Source organism: Bacteroides sp. M10 (genome assembly GCF_014334015.1).
Classification (GTDB): Bacteria; Bacteroidota; Bacteroidia; order Bacteroidales; family Bacteroidaceae; genus Bacteroides; species Bacteroides intestinigallinarum.
Genome location: NZ_CP060488.1, coordinates 308,420 through 324,232 on the forward strand (window position 1 = coordinate 308,420; position 15,813 = coordinate 324,232).

20 protein-coding genes are annotated in these 15,813 nt (G+C 43.6%); 17 read left to right on the forward strand and 3 right to left on the reverse strand.

All coding sequences use genetic code 11. From position 1 onward, the window contains the following. Positions 1 to 42 precede the first annotated feature (42 nt). From H8796_RS01195 to H8796_RS01205, 3 genes are all read right to left on the reverse strand, one after another. Positions 43 to 519, reverse strand: a complete 477-nt coding sequence (locus H8796_RS01195; RefSeq protein WP_008627641.1) for a hypothetical protein — start codon at positions 517 to 519, stop codon at positions 43 to 45. Then, positions 516 to 2,618 carry a type IA DNA topoisomerase gene (locus H8796_RS01200; RefSeq protein WP_118717630.1) on the reverse strand — a complete coding sequence of 701 codons (2,103 nt, stop codon included), beginning with the start codon at positions 2,616 to 2,618 and terminating at the stop codon, positions 516 to 518. Before H8796_RS01200 ends, H8796_RS01195 begins: the two co-directional genes overlap by 4 nt. An 89-nt stretch (positions 2,619 to 2,707) precedes the next feature. Next, a complete protein-coding gene (locus tag H8796_RS01205; protein ID WP_004327338.1) occupies positions 2,708 to 4,228 on the reverse strand; it encodes a DUF4099 domain-containing protein in 1,521 nt (506 codons plus the stop codon). 277 nt (positions 4,229 to 4,505) lie between these two features. Here H8796_RS01205 and H8796_RS01210 point away from each other — a divergent pair, with 277 nt between their 5' ends. From H8796_RS01210 to H8796_RS01290, 17 genes are all read left to right on the forward strand, one after another. Then, positions 4,506 to 5,636, forward strand: a complete 1,131-nt coding sequence (locus H8796_RS01210; RefSeq protein ID WP_172884490.1) for a tyrosine-type recombinase/integrase — start codon at positions 4,506 to 4,508, stop codon at positions 5,634 to 5,636. Between the two features lie 60 nt (positions 5,637 to 5,696). After that, complete coding sequence (locus H8796_RS01215; protein WP_044192934.1) at positions 5,697 to 6,284, forward strand: hypothetical protein; 588 nt, start codon at positions 5,697 to 5,699, stop codon at positions 6,282 to 6,284. Between the two features lie 68 nt (positions 6,285 to 6,352). After that, entirely contained in the window at positions 6,353 to 6,874 is a 522-nt protein-coding gene (locus H8796_RS01220) for a hypothetical protein (RefSeq protein WP_048317453.1), read from the forward strand. Positions 6,875 to 6,958: 84 nt separating this feature from the next. Continuing rightward, the gene (locus H8796_RS01225; protein WP_187343904.1) at positions 6,959 to 7,285 is read left to right on the forward strand and encodes a hypothetical protein; all 327 of its coding nucleotides are present in this window, start codon (positions 6,959 to 6,961) and stop codon (positions 7,283 to 7,285) included. Between the two features lie 68 nt (positions 7,286 to 7,353). After that, the gene (locus H8796_RS01230) at positions 7,354 to 7,680 is read left to right on the forward strand and encodes a hypothetical protein (RefSeq protein ID WP_065540300.1); all 327 of its coding nucleotides are present in this window, start codon (positions 7,354 to 7,356) and stop codon (positions 7,678 to 7,680) included. A 72-nt stretch (positions 7,681 to 7,752) separates the two neighbouring features. Beyond that, a complete protein-coding gene (locus H8796_RS01235) occupies positions 7,753 to 8,280 on the forward strand; it encodes a hypothetical protein (protein WP_117685378.1) in 528 nt (175 codons plus the stop codon). 82 nt (positions 8,281 to 8,362) lie between these two features. Next, positions 8,363 to 8,875, forward strand: coding sequence for an ankyrin repeat domain-containing protein (locus tag H8796_RS01240; protein WP_008763874.1), 513 nt, complete (start codon positions 8,363 to 8,365; stop codon positions 8,873 to 8,875). A 43-nt stretch (positions 8,876 to 8,918) separates the two neighbouring features. Then, positions 8,919 to 9,320, forward strand: a complete 402-nt coding sequence (locus H8796_RS01245) for an SMI1/KNR4 family protein (protein WP_032581400.1) — start codon at positions 8,919 to 8,921, stop codon at positions 9,318 to 9,320. A gap of 76 nt (positions 9,321 to 9,396) precedes the next feature. Further along, positions 9,397 to 10,395: an SMI1/KNR4 family protein gene (locus H8796_RS01250; protein WP_004328534.1), complete on the forward strand. Its 999-nt coding sequence runs from the start codon at positions 9,397 to 9,399 to the stop codon at positions 10,393 to 10,395. Between the two features lie 82 nt (positions 10,396 to 10,477). Continuing rightward, the gene (locus tag H8796_RS01255; protein WP_028728890.1) at positions 10,478 to 10,912 is read left to right on the forward strand and encodes a hypothetical protein; all 435 of its coding nucleotides are present in this window, start codon (positions 10,478 to 10,480) and stop codon (positions 10,910 to 10,912) included. A 91-nt stretch (positions 10,913 to 11,003) separates the two neighbouring features. Further along, positions 11,004 to 11,438, forward strand: a complete 435-nt coding sequence (locus H8796_RS01260; RefSeq protein ID WP_117899992.1) for a hypothetical protein — start codon at positions 11,004 to 11,006, stop codon at positions 11,436 to 11,438. A gap of 71 nt (positions 11,439 to 11,509) precedes the next feature. Beyond that, positions 11,510 to 12,046, forward strand: a complete 537-nt coding sequence (locus H8796_RS01265) for a DUF4303 domain-containing protein (protein ID WP_009040063.1) — start codon at positions 11,510 to 11,512, stop codon at positions 12,044 to 12,046. Positions 12,047 to 12,121: 75 nt separating this feature from the next. Continuing rightward, positions 12,122 to 12,616: an SMI1/KNR4 family protein gene (locus tag H8796_RS01270; RefSeq protein ID WP_009017662.1), complete on the forward strand. Its 495-nt coding sequence runs from the start codon at positions 12,122 to 12,124 to the stop codon at positions 12,614 to 12,616. Positions 12,617 to 12,697: 81 nt separating this feature from the next. Further along, positions 12,698 to 13,228: an SMI1/KNR4 family protein gene (locus tag H8796_RS01275; RefSeq protein WP_004295476.1), complete on the forward strand. Its 531-nt coding sequence runs from the start codon at positions 12,698 to 12,700 to the stop codon at positions 13,226 to 13,228. An 86-nt stretch (positions 13,229 to 13,314) separates the two neighbouring features. Further along, the gene (locus H8796_RS01280; RefSeq protein WP_009040066.1) at positions 13,315 to 14,010 is read left to right on the forward strand and encodes an Imm19 family immunity protein; all 696 of its coding nucleotides are present in this window, start codon (positions 13,315 to 13,317) and stop codon (positions 14,008 to 14,010) included. Positions 14,011 to 14,084: 74 nt separating this feature from the next. After that, positions 14,085 to 15,080, forward strand: a complete 996-nt coding sequence (locus H8796_RS01285; RefSeq protein WP_007558975.1) for an SMI1/KNR4 family protein — start codon at positions 14,085 to 14,087, stop codon at positions 15,078 to 15,080. A gap of 71 nt (positions 15,081 to 15,151) precedes the next feature. Further along, positions 15,152 to 15,775 (forward strand): hypothetical protein, encoded by a 624-nt coding sequence (locus H8796_RS01290; protein WP_009132149.1) that lies wholly within the window; start codon positions 15,152 to 15,154, stop codon positions 15,773 to 15,775. Positions 15,776 to 15,813: the final 38 nt, after the last annotated feature.

Sequence of the window (15,813 nt, forward strand, 5' to 3'; positions counted from 1 at the left end):
AGAACTACATGGTTGTTTTTTAACAATTGTGCTTAAAAGCCTTTACGGGTACAAGACCTTGAAATCCCGTGGGCTGCCGCCGTCTGTCAAGCCGTCCTGCCGGAGCCGCCGGAGGGTCTCGGCTGCCGATCCGCTGCCGAAGTTGCGGACACAGTACAGGCGGGAGAAGCGGAAGCGGCGGAGGTGGACGAGCAGGTGCTCCACGGTGAAGACGCCCAACTCCCGGCACGCCCGGACGATGCGCTGCGACAAGCCGAAGGTGTCGAGCGGGGTATCGAGCAGGCGGCGGAGCCTGCCCGGTCTGCCGGGCTTGCCCCGCTGTTGCGCCACGTCTTCGTAGATGGTGGCGACCCGGTTGCGGCTGAACAGGGCGGCAAGGGATGCGCCGTCGATCATCAGGATGCCGTCGAAACGGGCGTAGGCGATGTGGTTGCCGTTCATCCAGAGGGTGATGCGCAGCTCGTCCGTGCCGCAGAGCCGGGCGGCTTCCGCCACGGTGATCCAACCGATGCCGTTCATCGCCTGCGCTCCTTTCCTTTGGGCTTGTCCGTGCGGGGCGGGAACCCGTACACGGTGCGGAAGTCCTTGTCGAAGGTGAGGTACGCATCGAAGGGCTTGCCGTCCCTGCTCCTGAAGCCTTTGATAAGGGATGTTTTGCCTTTGGTCACGAGGTCGGCAATCTGGCTGTCGGTGAGCTGCTTCTCCCCCTTGTTGCGGAAGACGGTAAGCCCACAATCGACGTTGCTGCACTTGGCGACCTTCGGGTAAAGGAGGATGCGACCGGAACGGCACTTGGGACACGGGATATGTCCGCCGTCCGCCACCGATACCTGCACTTGCAGGAGTTCTTCGGTAATCTGGGCGGCATAGACCTCGATGCCCTTGCGGAAGGTGTCGGGATTCATCTCCCCGCTCTCGATCTTGGCGAGGGCGGTCTCCCACTGCCCGGTCATCTCGACATCGGCGATGCGCTTGTCCTTCACTATCTGATACACGGCAAGCCCCTTGCCGGTCGGTACGAGGCTCTTCTTCTCCCGGCGCACGTAGTCCCGGGCAAAGAGGGTCTCGATGATGGAGGCACGGGTGGCGGGCGTGCCGATGCCGTTCCCTTTCAGGCTGTCCCGCAGCTCGTCGTCTCGCAACTCCCTGCCGCAATGCTCCATCGCCGAAAGGAGGCTGCTCTCGGTGTGCAGGGGACGGGGCTTGGTCTGTTTCTCCACGCACTCCGCCGATTGCAGGGGGAAAGCCTCGCCGGGCTGCAAGGGCGGCAAAGCGGCTGTACCCTCGTCGTCCTCGTCCCGCTCGTTCCGCACGGCACGCCATCCGGCAGACCTGACGACCGTTCCCTTGGCGGTGAACACGCTGTTTCCCGCCGTGAAGGAGACGGTGGTAACATCCTTGAGGCAACGGGCGGAGAAGGCTTCGAGCAGGCGGGCGGCTACCATGTCGTACACCGTGCGCTCGTCGGCGGACAGCTCGCCGGGCAGACACTCGGTGATGATGAGCGCATGGTGGTCGGTAACTTTCCCCGCATCCACGCTGCGGCGGTTGAGCGAAGCTCCTTTCAGGGCGGCGGCATGGGCGGCGAAAGCCGGGTACCGCTTCAGCAGTGCGATGCGGTCGGGTATCTCGTCGAACACATCGTCCGAGAGGTAGCGGGAGCCGGTACGGGGATAGCTCAACACCTTCTTCTCGTAAAGCGACTGGGCGACGGAGAGGGTCTTGTCCGCCGAGAAGCCGTACCTGCCGTTCGCCTCTTTCTGCAAGGCGGTCAGATCGTAGAGCAAGGGAGGCTCTTGGCTCACTTCCCTGCGCTGCACGTCGGCAACCTGCACCGTCCCCGTTGCGGTAACAGCGGCGAGGGCGGCGTTTGCCGCCGGAAGGGTTTCGTAACGCAATTCAGAGATGGCGGCGAAGGGCGTGCCGTCCTTTTCCGCCGTAACCTTCAGCCGGAAATAGGTCTGCGGGGTGAAATCCCTGTTCTCCAGATAACGGGAGCAGATCATCATCAAGGTGGGCGTCTGCACCCGTCCGAGGGAGTAGATGCCCTGCCCGGCGGCGATGGAAAGCGCTTGAGTCGCATTCAATCCAATCTCCCAGTCGGCGATGGCACGGGCTTCGGCGGCACGGTAGAGGTTGTCGTAGTCGCTGCCGGGCTTGAGGTTATCCAGCCCCTCCCGGATGGCACGGTCGGTCAGCGAGGAGATCCAGAGGCGCAGGCAGGGCTTGCGGCAGCCAAGGTAATTGTAGATGTACCGATGAATGGCTTCGCCCTCACGCCCGGCATCGGTCGCCACGACGATACGGTCGGAACGGTCGAAAACCTCCTTGATGACCTTCAACTGTTTGAGCACACCGGGATCGGGCTTGTACTCCTTGCCCTCCCGTATCTGGCGGGGGATGTACTTGAACTCCTGCGGCAGAATGGGCAGGTTCTCACGCCGGAAGCCCGTGTAGCCGTATGCTTCGGGCATGGCGAGCTGGACGAGATGGCCGAACGCCCAGGTAACGAGGTAGCCGTTACCTGAGAGGTAGCCATCGTGCCGCTCCCGGACATTCAACACGTTTGCTATATCCTTCGCTACGGAAGGCTTTTCAGCGATGACTGCTGTAATCATATTTCTTTAATTTTTAACGGTTTGACAAAAGTTATCCCGCCGCTCGGACGGGATAACCGGGTAATTCATTTACAGAATGGCGGGGGAAATCATCGGCGGACACCCCGGCTGCGCTTGGGCTTGTCGGGCTGCTCCTGCTTCTGTGCCTGTTTCCGGTCCTCTTTCTGCTCCTGCCTGCGCTCCTGCTGCTGTTTCTGCTCCCCGGTGGGGCGCTGCTGTGCGGATTGCAGGGCTTCTTTCAGGTTGCGGGTAGCCTCGACGGTCTTGCCCTCGGAATTGACCGCCACCTGCACCTCGTTCTCCACGGCGGGCTTGACACACCCCTCTTCGAGCGCCGCCTTGTAGTCCTTGGGGAACATGAAGGCGGGCTTCTCGCCGGGCTTCCATGTGATGTAGCCTTGGTAGGCTTTTCCTTTCTTGTCCACCAAGCCGGAGACCTTGACCGTTCCCCCGGCTTCGAGTTCGAGGCGGGACTTCTCGGTAAGCTCCTGCTTGCGGAAGGTCTTCGGCACCTCCTGATTGGCGGTCTGTTTCAGGTTCGCCTTGTACGCATCCATCGCCAGCCTGCCCCGGTCGCCGAAGAGAAATTCGAGCTGCATCTTGGCTGCGCTGAACTGCACGGGTGCCGGGTAGAGCTTGGGCTGCTCCCCCTCCTTGGCTCTGGAAAGGAACTGGCAGACCACCGCCTCGCCCTGTTTGAGCCGGGCTATCTCGTCCGGTGTGAAGGTATGCCCGTTCTTCTCCGCCGGGATATTGACCTTGGAGAGCGGGAAGGCGACCAGCTCGTTGGTCTTGAGGTTGCGGCTGACAAGGGCTTCGACCTGCTCGCCCGCCCGGTTGGTGACAGTAGCCGGGTGTCCCATGTTGCCCGTCTGCCGGAGCACCTGCTTGTCGGAGTCGGTGATGTCGTAGCCGAAGAACTGCTTCTGCATCTTCTCCGGGTCGAGGATGCCGTGGCTGCACACGGTCAGCCTGCCGTCCGTGCCGGGCTTGAGCGAAAGCTGGCTGTCGTTGCTGTGCGAGATGCCGTCGAAGTGGAAATGCACCCGGACGGTCTTGTCGGTCTGGAAGCCCCGTAGCATCTGGTCGAGCATCCCGTTGCCCTCGATCTGCTCCCGCTGCACGCCGAGGGCGGCGAGGCTGTTCCAGTCGATGTCCTCCGGGCGGTACTTGTACTGCGGGTTCTGTTCGGTCTGCCCGGCGGACTGCTGCGGCACACCCTCCGGCTGTTGCTGCTGCCCGGCTTGGGTCTGCTGCTGTGCCTGCACGGGCGGCTGCACCTCGTACTGCGCAACGAGCGGCTCGCCCGTCTTGACGGACTGGCTCTCCCGTTGCCGGAAATCGGCGGCTACCCGCTGCACCTCCTCTTCCGGCACACGGAAGAAATGGAAGCGGGTCGGGTCTTTCAACTGGTTCCAGAGGTTGGAAAAGAAATTCGAAAACATATCGCCGTGGCGATCCACCCGCAGGAGGTCGTTGTTGTCCTCCAAGGGATTCTTGGTCTGTAACTCGCCGTCCTTTACTCCGCTGACGGCTTGGAGCGTGCCTTTCTCGTCCATGACGAGCAGGATGTCCATTAACTGCTGGCTGCTGTCCGGTCGTTCGTCCATAATCTAATGTTTTTAAATGGTGAATACTATTGGTTCTCAAGTGAAACCGGGCGTAAATATAGAGGGAGAAACACGGGGAACGTGCAACTCCGGGGCGGGCTGTCCGCACTTGTCGTCCGGTTCGCAGGTTTGTCGCAGCCCTTTCTTGTGAAAAATATCAAAAAATCATGCCCCGCACGCATTTTTCTCCTCCGGAAAACAGCGATAATTCGTTGTTTTCTCTATATTTGTAAAATATGGGTAATGAGGGACACGGTCTGTCATTGCCACCCATGCGATGCGTATGAAAGTTTATCAGAGCAAACCGAGAATAACGCTTTCACCTGCCATCCGTGACGGGCAGAAATACGTGGAAGTGGAGTTCGACGAGGACGATGCCATCCGGCTGTCGCTGTCGAAAGAGAAGGGCGTGCGGTTCGAGGGGGACAGAGCCTACCTGCCGGAAGAAGGCTTCGACCTGTCCGGCTTTTTCGACCGCCATGTGGAAACGGCGTATATCAATTACTCCGCCCTGAAAAACACCTTGCCCAAGAAGAGCGGGAAAACCAGCCCCGCCATCCCGCCCGGCTATGCCGAGACGCTGCGGCAACTGCGGTACAGCGAGCATACCGTCCGTGCGTACACTGTCTATTTCAGGGAGTTCCAGCAATACTTTGCGGGAAGAAACCTTCGCTACATCCGACCGGAAGAAATCAACGCCTACATCGTACACCTGATTGACACACGGAGGATCTCGTCGTGCCAACAGAACTTGCGCATCAACTCGATCAAGTTTTATTTCGAGAAGGTGCTGGGACAGGAACGGAAATGTTACGAGGTAAAGCGAGCCAAACGGGAACGGACGCTGCCCGACGTGCTGAGCAAGGAGGAGATAAAATCCATCCTTGACGCAACCGGTCCGGACATCCGGCTGTTCTGCATGTTCTCGTTGCTCTACTCCGCCGGGTTGAGAATCAGCGAGCTGCTGGACTTGAAGCCCCACGACATCAACGTGAGCCGTTCGCTGATACGGGTACGGCAGGGCAAAGGGAGGAAAGACCGCTACACGCTGCTGTCGAAGCCCCTTGTCAGGAAGCTGACCGAGTACGCCAAGCTGTACAAGCCGCAGGAATGGCTGTTCGAGCGGTACAAGGGCGAGCCGTTCACGGAGAGCATCGTGTCGAAGAAGCTGAAAGAGGCGGCGAAGGAAGCCGGAATCACCAAGCGGGTGTACCCCCACCTGTTGCGACACTCGTTCGCCACGCATCTGATCGAGCAAGGCACGGACTTGAAAATCGTAAAAGAGCTGTTGGGGCACAACCAACTGAAAACGACGGAAATGTACGTGCATATAGCCGACACTTTCAAGAGCAGCATCCGCACTCCATTGGATGATATTCTTGAAGGTGATAATGAGATAGTTAAATAAGAAAATAACAGCGAAAACCGCTGATAATTACATGTTATCGTCATTAAAATAAAAACGAACATGGAGAAAGGAATAAAAAGAATTGAGCAGAATGGTGTTCACGTTGCATATCTTACTTGTCCTCAAATCAAATTGAACAAGTATAAAAATGCAACCATGTTATCGTTGTGGCATATTAAAGGCAACTCAATGGATTTTATTTTGGATATGCCCGAATTGCAAGATATCAGGATGTATTCGTGTAAATTCAATGACTATACAGCATTAAACAAATTGACACATCTAAAGAGATTATGTATTAATGGTATTGCCACAAAAGAAGAGCAAACATTTGATTATATAGCCAATCTTTCTCCTTTAGAAGAACTAATCATTTGTAACATAAAACCGTTTAGCAAATTCCCCAATTTATCGAACTTACATAGTTTATATTGGTTATTTATTTGGGAATGTAAAAATTTAGTTGATATAAAAAACATTGCCGATATTCCCAATTTGCGTGTATTTGATTGGTGTTGTTCTCAATTAAAGCCTACTGAATTGGAATTTGTAATGCAAAAAGACAGTATTCAAAAAGTTGCTGCTCAATTTGGAGGAAAGAGGTTAAATGAAGAATTTAAATCATTATTAATGAAGTACAATTTATGACGATAACAAGCGGATGAATCTCCCTAACGGTCGATTATCTGCCGGACATTAGCATCAAATAAAAAAGAATGAAAACAATAAAAGAATTGCTTGATGAAGTCATTGATTTAGAAGGTAAGGTTCAAATAAGCCAAGCTATCGACTTTCATAAGGGAGTGCCTACCCTTGAAAAAGGAGTTTATAGAAATGTCTCTCCTATGTTGAAAATCAGGTATGGGGCATTTGGTAAATGGATTAATGCGACACATGGAGATTGGCTTGATACAAAAGAAATGGAAAGTCCATGGAATGAAGATGAAAAGGATGAACGGTTGATAGGAATTGTTCGCGACATAAAAGCTTCAAAGGATTATTGGGAAGACCATGCTACTGGACTATTTGCGCCAAACAGAATTTCCATTTTTGCAGCAAGCGATAATGGCTATGAAATGATTTGCCTAATATGGTTTGACGGTACAGAAGAACCGGAATTATGGGTATATGATTGCAACGGTGAAAGTCGATATAAAGATTTAGCTGCTTATTTGCAAGCATATATTGATGATGATGTATCAGCTTCTGAAGTAAAGTGGAAATTAGCTGATATGTGATTCTTTTATTAGAAGTGATGCTAACATACACCTTAATCGCCCAAAATGGCGATTAGCTGCCGAACATTACCAATAAAGAAAAATATGAATGCTATCAAGTATAAACTAATTGTAGATGAACCGTGGGGCTTTACTCATAGTGGAAGTAATGTTTTTCATGGTGTAGTGGTAAAGCAACTTTCCCCTACGTTTCTTCTTTTCAAATCTGATAACTTAGTGAGTTTTGAAGGAAAAGAAAGCCATATCCTTATTTTGAAACCCAGATATGAGAAAGAGGTTTTTGATTTGGAAAGTGATGATGAAATTGTCGTAGGTGGTGCATTGTATCAGGAAAAAGAATACGAGGGTAAAGATGAAAAATATTTAATGTCACATAGTAAATATGTTGTTATTGGAAGACTAAAAAAATAAATATTGGTAACAATCACTTTAACAGCTAAACTCTGTTAGCTGAAACACATTACCAATAAATGAATATAATGACACAAGACATATACAATAGTATTCGAGAAATATTGCTGTGTGATGAAGATATAGATTTTTGTTGCAAACTTTTATTGAAAATAACATTTAACTGTGATGACTGGAAATGGATTCAGAACGTTTGCATTGATATTATCAACAGTAATAGAGAAAAGAATATATGTGGATTAGCAGTTACGTGTATCGGACATTTGGCTCGAATACACGGAAAAATAGAAAAAGAGAGAATCTTTGAAGTGTTTAATCAACAAAAAGATAATCCTTTCATCAATGACAGAATTGGAGATGCCATTGATGATATAGATATGTTTGTGCATGAATAATTGGTAACACACGGATAAATCTCCCCAAAGGTCGATTATCCGCCGAACATTATCAATATTAAAATACCAAATATGCCAAGGTACACAAGAATTATAACATCACTATCAGATTTCATCATTTTAATAGATGAAATCTTGACTAAATATGGAGCTTCTGTTTTTTTAGAAGATAAGACTAATGATGGCTTCATAAATAAACTTGTTGTAACTGACGATATAGTTCGTCTTGTGAAAAGTAATCGAGATAAAAACTTGAATTTCTTCATTACAACACTATCGTTAGAGTACGAGAATAGGTTTAATTTCTATGATGATGCACAATGCAAGTTTGTGATAGAAGGCAGAGGTGGTAGAGAAAATGCAACAGAATTGGAAATGTTGCAATTAAGGGTTATCTCAAAAACACCGGATTGTCTTATCAATAAAATATCCAATGAGATAAATTTGAAGCTTAAAAAAGACTCTGGGTATGACAGTGAAATATTAAGAGGAAGCTATAAGGTGTTTTATAGTAAGGCATATTTGGGGAAAAAGAAATTTGTTTATGAAATAGACAATTCCCTATTGCCAATGATTGAAATAGGGAACAATGTGGATTAACGAAATATTGATAACAAACAGCAGAACCGCTTAAAAACGGAATGCTGCCAGACATTATCGTTGTCAACATTAGAATAAAAAAATGAAAACAATAGAAGATATGAAACTTGAATTATTGAGTGATAACTCAAATAAGTTCATGCAGACTCTAATAGATTATGACATAAAAAGTAAAGACAAATATGGCAGTAATCTACTTCATTATTATATAATGAACTATGATAGTATTGTACATCCAGCAGGTGTGATTATATCCGAATTTATAAAAAAAGGATTGGATATAAATGATAAAAGAAAAGACGGACGGACTGCATTATATCTTTCTGTTCAGTGTCAGCTACAAGATATTTTTGAAATACTCCTGAATAGCAATGCAGATTTGGATATACAAAATGTAAATGGGAATACTCCTTTATGGGAAGCCGTTATGCGATACCGTGGAGATGGCTTCTTTATCGAACAACTTTTGAAAAATGGGGCTAATCCCGATATAAAAAACAACTATGGAGTATCTCCTAAATCATTGGCAAGAACTATCGCAAATTATGATGTAAGAAGATTCTTTAACAACGATAACAAACAGCAAACCGACTGAACAAGCGGCACGCTGCCAAACATTAGTGTCATATAAAATTATAATGAAACAGATAATAGAAAAAATCAATAAAAGTTGGCACTCCAATCCTCCATGTGATCAACAAATAATGTTGAGTGTGGGAAAGTTGTTTCCATTACCCGATGATTATAAGGAATTTATGTTATGGAGTAATGGTGGAGAAGGTAATATTGGTAGTCAATATTTATCATTATGGAAGATTGAAGATTTGATGCAACTGAACAAAGAATACCAAATACAAAAGTATTTGTCGAAAAAATCTTTGGTTATTGGCACTGATGGAGGCGATAATTGTATCGGTTTTTATTTTGGAGAACCTACTTTTATTTTTTTACAACCATTAGGAGATTTAGACTTATCTGAGAATAGATTTTTATCCCAATCATTTACAGATATGTTCATTAATTGGTTGAGAATAAGATAAAAAATGACACTAACAAGCGGCTCAACCTCCCCTGAAAGGTCGGTTAGCCACCCAACATTATCTGCCCATAAAAAGAATGAATATGAAAATAGAATTAGAAAATTGTCAAAAAAGTCTTACTCTCAAAGATTTTGAAGAAGTTGAGAGCAAGTTGGGTCATGTTTTGCCGGAAAGACTGAAAGAGTTCTATTTACAATATAATGGAGGAGAACCTAAACAGCAAACCATCTCCATAAACAAATATTACGAAGTGGAAATTAGAATTTTCCAACCGTTCAAATATAATAAGAGTTTTAAGAATGCTCTTTTTCATACTGTTGAAGGAGAAACCTTGGAGCATCGTAGTTCTAATTCGATTTCTGACAATATTCTGCTATTTGCCAGTGGACATAACAATTTGAGAAATATTGGTGTAATTGCAATCAATATAAAAAACAGAGCTGTATATTTTTATAAAATTATTGGTTTTGTAAAAAATAGCGATGCATTTATTTTTGATGAACCTCAATTGATAGCGGATTCAATAGATGATTTTTTCAATAATCTCGTTGCTTTCCCAAAAATCGAAGAGGAACAACAAACGGAGATTATAGAAATAGAAGGTGTAATGCCTGAACTTTCGGACTGTTCGGCTTCGCTAACAAAAGAAGATATAAAGAATTTTGAGGTTGAGTTGAATGTAAAGATTCCGGCAGGCATGAAGAACTTTTACCTCAAGTTCAACGGTGGTATGCCATCACCATATTGTTTTCAACCGCAGGACGAGGATTTGGATTGGGTGGAGATAAATGCGTTCTTTCCGATAAAGGAACGCACCAATGCTTTTGAAACAATTGAAGTCATAGCCAAAGACATGTGGAGCAGAAATCTAATGCCAAGCAACCTGTTGCCTTTTGCTATGGATTCGGGTGGAAACTATTATGCGTTGAACTTGAAGAATAAAAAGATTTACTATTACTTGACTGACGAGTGGGACGAAAACGCTTCAAGAGAATACAACTTTGAAACAAATACTCGTTACATCGCCCAGTCATTCAATTACTTTATAAATCATTTTATCGAAGAAGAGGAATAAAGCGGGCAGATAACAAGCGGATCAATCTCCTTTAATGATGATTATCCACCAAACATTAGCAATTGACGAAAAAAAGAAAGCAATGAGTGAAATTATAGAATACCGTCCAATTAATGAGGACGAACGAATAGAAATAGATCAGCTTGCGGCTAAAGGTTTAGTCCTTATAGGTTTGCAGGAAAGTGCTGAATCCTCTGCCATCCTTGATGGCATAAAGAACTATCTCAATAATTTTGAAAGTTCAGATGACGAGGAAATTACGGATAGGGCTTATGAGTTAGGTTCCCTGTTAGGAAACACCATCCAAAAGCACTATGGATGGAACTGGTTTTGTGTAGAGGAAAATACAGATGATTCTTTTCATTGTGTTGCTTCTAATAAAGAACGAGCCTGCTGCGCCTGTCATGAATATATATACTCCATATTGACAAAACAGCATTCCAATAATGTAAAGTTGTTGTTCAATATGATAAAGAAGGACTATCCTAAAGAATGGCACTTCATGTTGCTTTCTTAAAAGATTGCTAACAAACAGATGAAACATTTAAGGCAGTTTATCTGCTAAACATTAGCAATAAAATGTAAAATGAATAAAATACCATTCAATTATGCTGAGCAATAAAATAATAGAACATCTGAAACAACAAGGCATCTATTCTGAAAAGGAAGATGAAAAATACAAAGCAGCTTTAATCAATTTAGGTGTTGATTTGAATAGTGATTTTGCATTTTTCAATTTACATACTACTGAAATTACATTTCTTGGGCGGCATAGTGAAATGTATAATGTATGTTGGTTCAGTATTTATTCGAACGATTTGAGTTATGCTATCGAATCTGCTCGGAATATCCTAAAGTTACCAGATGAATACCTTCCATTAGATAGTTTTGAAGCAGAAGGTGGTTTCTTTTATAATCGTAAAACAGAGGAAGTTCTTGAAATTGAATTGGGCGAAAAACTAATCAATTTCCAGAATGGAAAGTTATTACCACAATGGAAAGACTTTAATTCTTTTTTGGAATGGTATTTTAAATTAGAATAAAAATATTGCTAACAAGTAGATAAGCAACCCGAACAGGTTACTATCTACATCCCATTACCAACAATTACTTTATGAATAAAGAAATAGAAATACTTATAGCAGCCATAACAAAAGCCGCAAGAATGGCTTTCCAAAAGTTGTTTAGCAATGGCGAACATTTTTATTATTGTGCGCTTCTGACGACAGGTGAAGGTTTTGCTCCTGTTATTTCTGCATGGTCGTGGGAAGCATTAGCCAGAGTAACACAATTGAACTCTGAAACATATGCACAAAGTATAAAGTGGTCTTATGCAGACTCGCCATATTATGCTTTTGGCTACGACGAATATTTTAGTGATGTAAAACAGCTCTTTGAACATCGAGCTAATATTGATAGTTTGAATGATGAAGATTGGGGAAAGGAGTTTGATGTCAGGCTAACTGCTATGGTGAAAGCAATGTCAATTCTTGATAAAGAAGGACTTTTTGCACAAAACCAATCACGCCGCAGTATTTTGATAAATGTAGAATTAATGCCGCCTGATGCTTCAAATGTGCAAAGAGCATTAGAGCTAAACAACTCCGAAGATATTGAAGAATATCTTCAAGAAGCTGCTGAAAGTGAATAATAAAGTTGGTAACAAAGCGTGATAACGCTTGACAGCGTTCCCCGCTAAACCATTATAAACTCGTAAAATAAAAATATGATTGAAGCACTGAAAAATATAGGATTCATCGTTACAGAGCGATTGGAAAGAAAAGAATTAAGCTCTGATTTACAAAATCGGTACTCCGAACTTCCTGCGGACTATCAGGAGTTTTTACAACGGTTTCAGACAATCACGAATGAAAGTGATAATGTTTGGTTTAATTCCATAGAGGACTTTAACGGAGAAAGCGATAGCGGATTCCGTTGGAATGAATTTGAGCTGATGGGACTTGAGGCGTTGGCAGATGATAAGGAATCCTGTGATATGATACGCCTGTTTTGGGATAGCCATATTCCTATTCTTATGTCAGTAAAAGATGGATACCAATACTTGTGCATAGATTTATCTCCGGAAAATTACGGTAAAATCTATTATGGAGTTGAACCTGAATTTGAAGATTCGGCAGAATTTGTTTGCGATAGCTTTAATCATTTATTAGAAATGTTGTCTTCCAATAAAAAGAATGATATACTGACAAATTTCAAATAGGTTTATAACAAGCAGATAAATCTCTCTGAAAGATTGATTATCCACCGAACATTATGTGCCACAAAAAAAGAAAATGAGAATATGAAACAAGAATTTGAAGGTTTTGATTTTACAAACTTTTGGGATGATAATTACTATGCCCGCAAGGAGTATATCAGTGATGCCCCAACTGATGAATTGATAGCTGATGTAGAGAAAGAATTAGGATACAAGTTGCCAGCTTCCTATATATGGCTGATGAAGCAGCATAATGGAGGCATCCCTTTCAATACATGCTTCCCTACTGATTCACCCACAAATTGGGCTGAAGACCATATTGCTATAACTGGCATTTACGGTATAGGTAGGGAAAAGGACTATTCACTATGTGGAGAAATTGGCAGTCAGTTTATGATTGATGAATGGGGATATCCGGAAATAGGTGTGGCTATTTGTGACTGTCCGAGTGCTGGGCATGATATGATTTTCTTGGATTATCGAGAATGTGGTCCATTCGGAGAACCAAAAGTTGTGCATATCGATCAAGAATCAGATTTCAAAATAACTACATTAGCAGAAAATTTTGAGGATTTTATACGAGGGCTTGAAAATGCTGAGAAATATGAGGAATAGTAAGTAAGGCACATAACAAGCGGAAGAATCTCCCTAAATGGTCGATTATCCGCCGAACATTAGTTGCGGTCAAAAACGAAATAAAAATGAATGTAATATCAGAAAAAGAATATTCGTTTTCAAATGCGCTTTTTTGGAACGTAATGTTACATCATCATATTCGAGCCTTTGATGAAGAAAGGGATGCGAATTTTGATGAAGTATGGGATGAAGAACTTGTACCAACATTGTTGGATGAAAAGAAGTACAAGAAATATTGGTGTTGGCTATCTCAAATTGATTTGAAAACATCCGAAAATCAAGGTGAAATAGAAAATCCAAGAACTCTAACACTTCCTATCGGCAGCGATATTGTATTGACAATAGAATTTCATCCTTGCTGTACATATTATTTTTTGAATGACACTTTAATCGGGGAAGTTAGTGGCAACTTTCACTTGAAGTATCTCACATATTCGGAATTAATGAGGATTACAAAAGAGAAATATGGAGATGTACTGTTCCATTTACTCTTACCTTTGTCTGCAATCAGGGAACAAGAAAAAGACATAGCACTTAATGCAATAATCCAACGATTGCAACAAATTCCCTTATTCAAGGAACATTCCGCATATATAGGTAAATGTATCTTGAATGGATTATTAATATCCAACTCTGACATACAAGAAATTCCCAAGATAGGAACGATATGTACAAGCAATCATTCATATAGAAATGCTTTGGTATATGATGATGAAAGGCAGGAAATAAAGGAGCTAAATATCCTTTTATCGAGATTATAAATATGCAACTAACAAGCGGATTAATCTCCTATAAAGGTCGATTATCCACAGAACATTATCTGCCCATAAAAAGAATGAATATGAAAATAGAATTAGAAAATTGCCAAAAAAGTCTTACTCTCAAAGATTTTGAAGAAATAGAGAGTAAATTGGGTTATGCCTTGCCGGAAAGACTGAAAGAGTTCTATTTACAATATAATGGAGGTTCTACGAAACAGACCGCAAGCATAAATAAATATCAAGAGGTGGAAATTGAAGATTTCTTCCCATTCAAATATAACAAGGATTTTAAGAATGACCCCAGATATACGGCAGAAGGCGAAACATTAGAGTTAAGAAAAGCTGGAGCTATATCTGATAGCATTCTTATTTTTGCTATGGAATCTACCGATGAAGGTCGGATTACCATAGACTTGGTTAATGGAAAGATCTATCTTTACCCTATTGTGGGGATGCAAGATGTAATCTTCAATTTTGGAGAGCCACGACTTGTTGCAAATTCAATAGATGATTTCTTTGACAATCTCGTTGTTTTGGACGGGCACAAAGCAATTCCAGCAATAGAAGAAATCGAAGAGGGACAAACGGAGACAGCAGGTGTAATGCCTGAACTTTCGGACTGTTCGGCTTCGCTAACAAAAGAAGATATAAAGAATTTTGAGGTTGAGTTGAATGTAAAGATTCCGGCAGGCATGAAGAACTTTTACCTCAAGTTCAACGGTGGTATGCCATCACCATATTGTTATCAACCGCAGGACGAGGATTTGGATCGGGTGGAGATAAATGCGTTCTTTCCGATAAAGGAACGCACCAATGCTTTTGAAACAATTGAAGTCATAGCCAAAGATATATGGAGTAGGAATTTAATGCCATGCAATCTGTTGCCTTTTGCTATGGATTCGGGTGGAAACTATTATGCGTTGAACTTGAAGAATAAAAAGATTTACTATTACTTGACTGACGAGTGGGACGAAAACGCTTCAAGAGAATACAACTTTGAAACAAATACTCGTTACATCGCCCAGTCATTCAATTACTTTATAAATCATTTTATCGAAGAAGAGGAATAAAGCGGGCAGATAACAAGCGGATCAATCTCCTTTAATGATGATTATCCACCGAACATTATTCGCAAAAACAAATGGAAGAAAAAAACTATATATCAAACTTTGATTGCTCGCTTTGGCAAATTGATGATTGGGGACTATATACAGCCAAATCTCCTATCTATATCAATTCTTTGGGCAGCGATTTTAATGTGTGGTTTGATGTGGACGGCGAGAGTTTTCCTACCGACAAACAGCTTGTTGCATGGGCGGGATTTTGCAATATTAATTCAAATGAAATAAAAGAAATGATGATTGACGGTCTTACAAAGTTAGTAGATAAAATGGATGTCTTGCCAAATGATGTAGAGCCGGAATTTGGTCCGATATATAGACCTATGGCGATTTCGAGAAATGCCAAACGCTCTATTGAAGCTGTAAGACATAGTAGAAAGACATTAGGTAAAGTGGCAAAATCCACCTTAAAATGCAATTCGGTTGTTGTACCGTTACAAGATAAAGCTCCAGTTAGATTTATTGTAATGAACTTTGAAATTGGTCGTCGCCCTTATGAAATGGAAGCTGTTTTTTGTAATGAAAAGATGCTTATGGTCGGTGAAAACTCTGGCATTTGGACTCGCCTTGAATGGATAAATGAGTTTAATGTTCCAATGTTTAATATTGGAACGGCATTACATCCATATTGGCGACCCGAATAATATGCGAATAACATGCACCTGTTCCGCCTAACGGCGGC

What these genes read in the sequence shown, in the direction of transcription:
- H8796_RS01260 (WP_117899992.1), top strand. Translation starts at nt 11,004, where the DNA reads ATGCTGAGCAATAAAATAATAGAACATCTGAAACAACAAGGCATCTAT.
- H8796_RS01205 (WP_004327338.1), bottom strand. Translation starts at nt 4,228, where the DNA reads ATGGACGAACGACCGGACAGCAGCCAGCAGTTAATGGACATCCTGCTC.
- H8796_RS01255 (WP_028728890.1), top strand. Translation starts at nt 10,478, where the DNA reads ATGAGTGAAATTATAGAATACCGTCCAATTAATGAGGACGAACGAATA.
- H8796_RS01230 (WP_065540300.1), top strand. Translation starts at nt 7,354, where the DNA reads ATGACACAAGACATATACAATAGTATTCGAGAAATATTGCTGTGTGAT.
- H8796_RS01275 (WP_004295476.1), top strand. Translation starts at nt 12,698, where the DNA reads ATGAAACAAGAATTTGAAGGTTTTGATTTTACAAACTTTTGGGATGAT.
- H8796_RS01285 (WP_007558975.1), top strand. Translation starts at nt 14,085, where the DNA reads ATGAATATGAAAATAGAATTAGAAAATTGCCAAAAAAGTCTTACTCTC.
- H8796_RS01280 (WP_009040066.1), top strand. Translation starts at nt 13,315, where the DNA reads ATGAATGTAATATCAGAAAAAGAATATTCGTTTTCAAATGCGCTTTTT.
- H8796_RS01235 (WP_117685378.1), top strand. Translation starts at nt 7,753, where the DNA reads ATGCCAAGGTACACAAGAATTATAACATCACTATCAGATTTCATCATT.
- H8796_RS01265 (WP_009040063.1), top strand. Translation starts at nt 11,510, where the DNA reads ATGAATAAAGAAATAGAAATACTTATAGCAGCCATAACAAAAGCCGCA.
- H8796_RS01245 (WP_032581400.1), top strand. Translation starts at nt 8,919, where the DNA reads ATGAAACAGATAATAGAAAAAATCAATAAAAGTTGGCACTCCAATCCT.
- H8796_RS01290 (WP_009132149.1), top strand. Translation starts at nt 15,152, where the DNA reads ATGGAAGAAAAAAACTATATATCAAACTTTGATTGCTCGCTTTGGCAA.
- H8796_RS01220 (WP_048317453.1), top strand. Translation starts at nt 6,353, where the DNA reads ATGAAAACAATAAAAGAATTGCTTGATGAAGTCATTGATTTAGAAGGT.
- H8796_RS01250 (WP_004328534.1), top strand. Translation starts at nt 9,397, where the DNA reads ATGAATATGAAAATAGAATTAGAAAATTGTCAAAAAAGTCTTACTCTC.
- H8796_RS01270 (WP_009017662.1), top strand. Translation starts at nt 12,122, where the DNA reads ATGATTGAAGCACTGAAAAATATAGGATTCATCGTTACAGAGCGATTG.
- H8796_RS01210 (WP_172884490.1), top strand. Translation starts at nt 4,506, where the DNA reads ATGCGTATGAAAGTTTATCAGAGCAAACCGAGAATAACGCTTTCACCT.
- H8796_RS01215 (WP_044192934.1), top strand. Translation starts at nt 5,697, where the DNA reads ATGGAGAAAGGAATAAAAAGAATTGAGCAGAATGGTGTTCACGTTGCA.
- H8796_RS01240 (WP_008763874.1), top strand. Translation starts at nt 8,363, where the DNA reads ATGAAAACAATAGAAGATATGAAACTTGAATTATTGAGTGATAACTCA.
- H8796_RS01225 (WP_187343904.1), top strand. Translation starts at nt 6,959, where the DNA reads ATGAATGCTATCAAGTATAAACTAATTGTAGATGAACCGTGGGGCTTT.
- H8796_RS01195 (WP_008627641.1), bottom strand. Translation starts at nt 519, where the DNA reads ATGAACGGCATCGGTTGGATCACCGTGGCGGAAGCCGCCCGGCTCTGC.
- H8796_RS01200 (WP_118717630.1), bottom strand. Translation starts at nt 2,618, where the DNA reads ATGATTACAGCAGTCATCGCTGAAAAGCCTTCCGTAGCGAAGGATATA.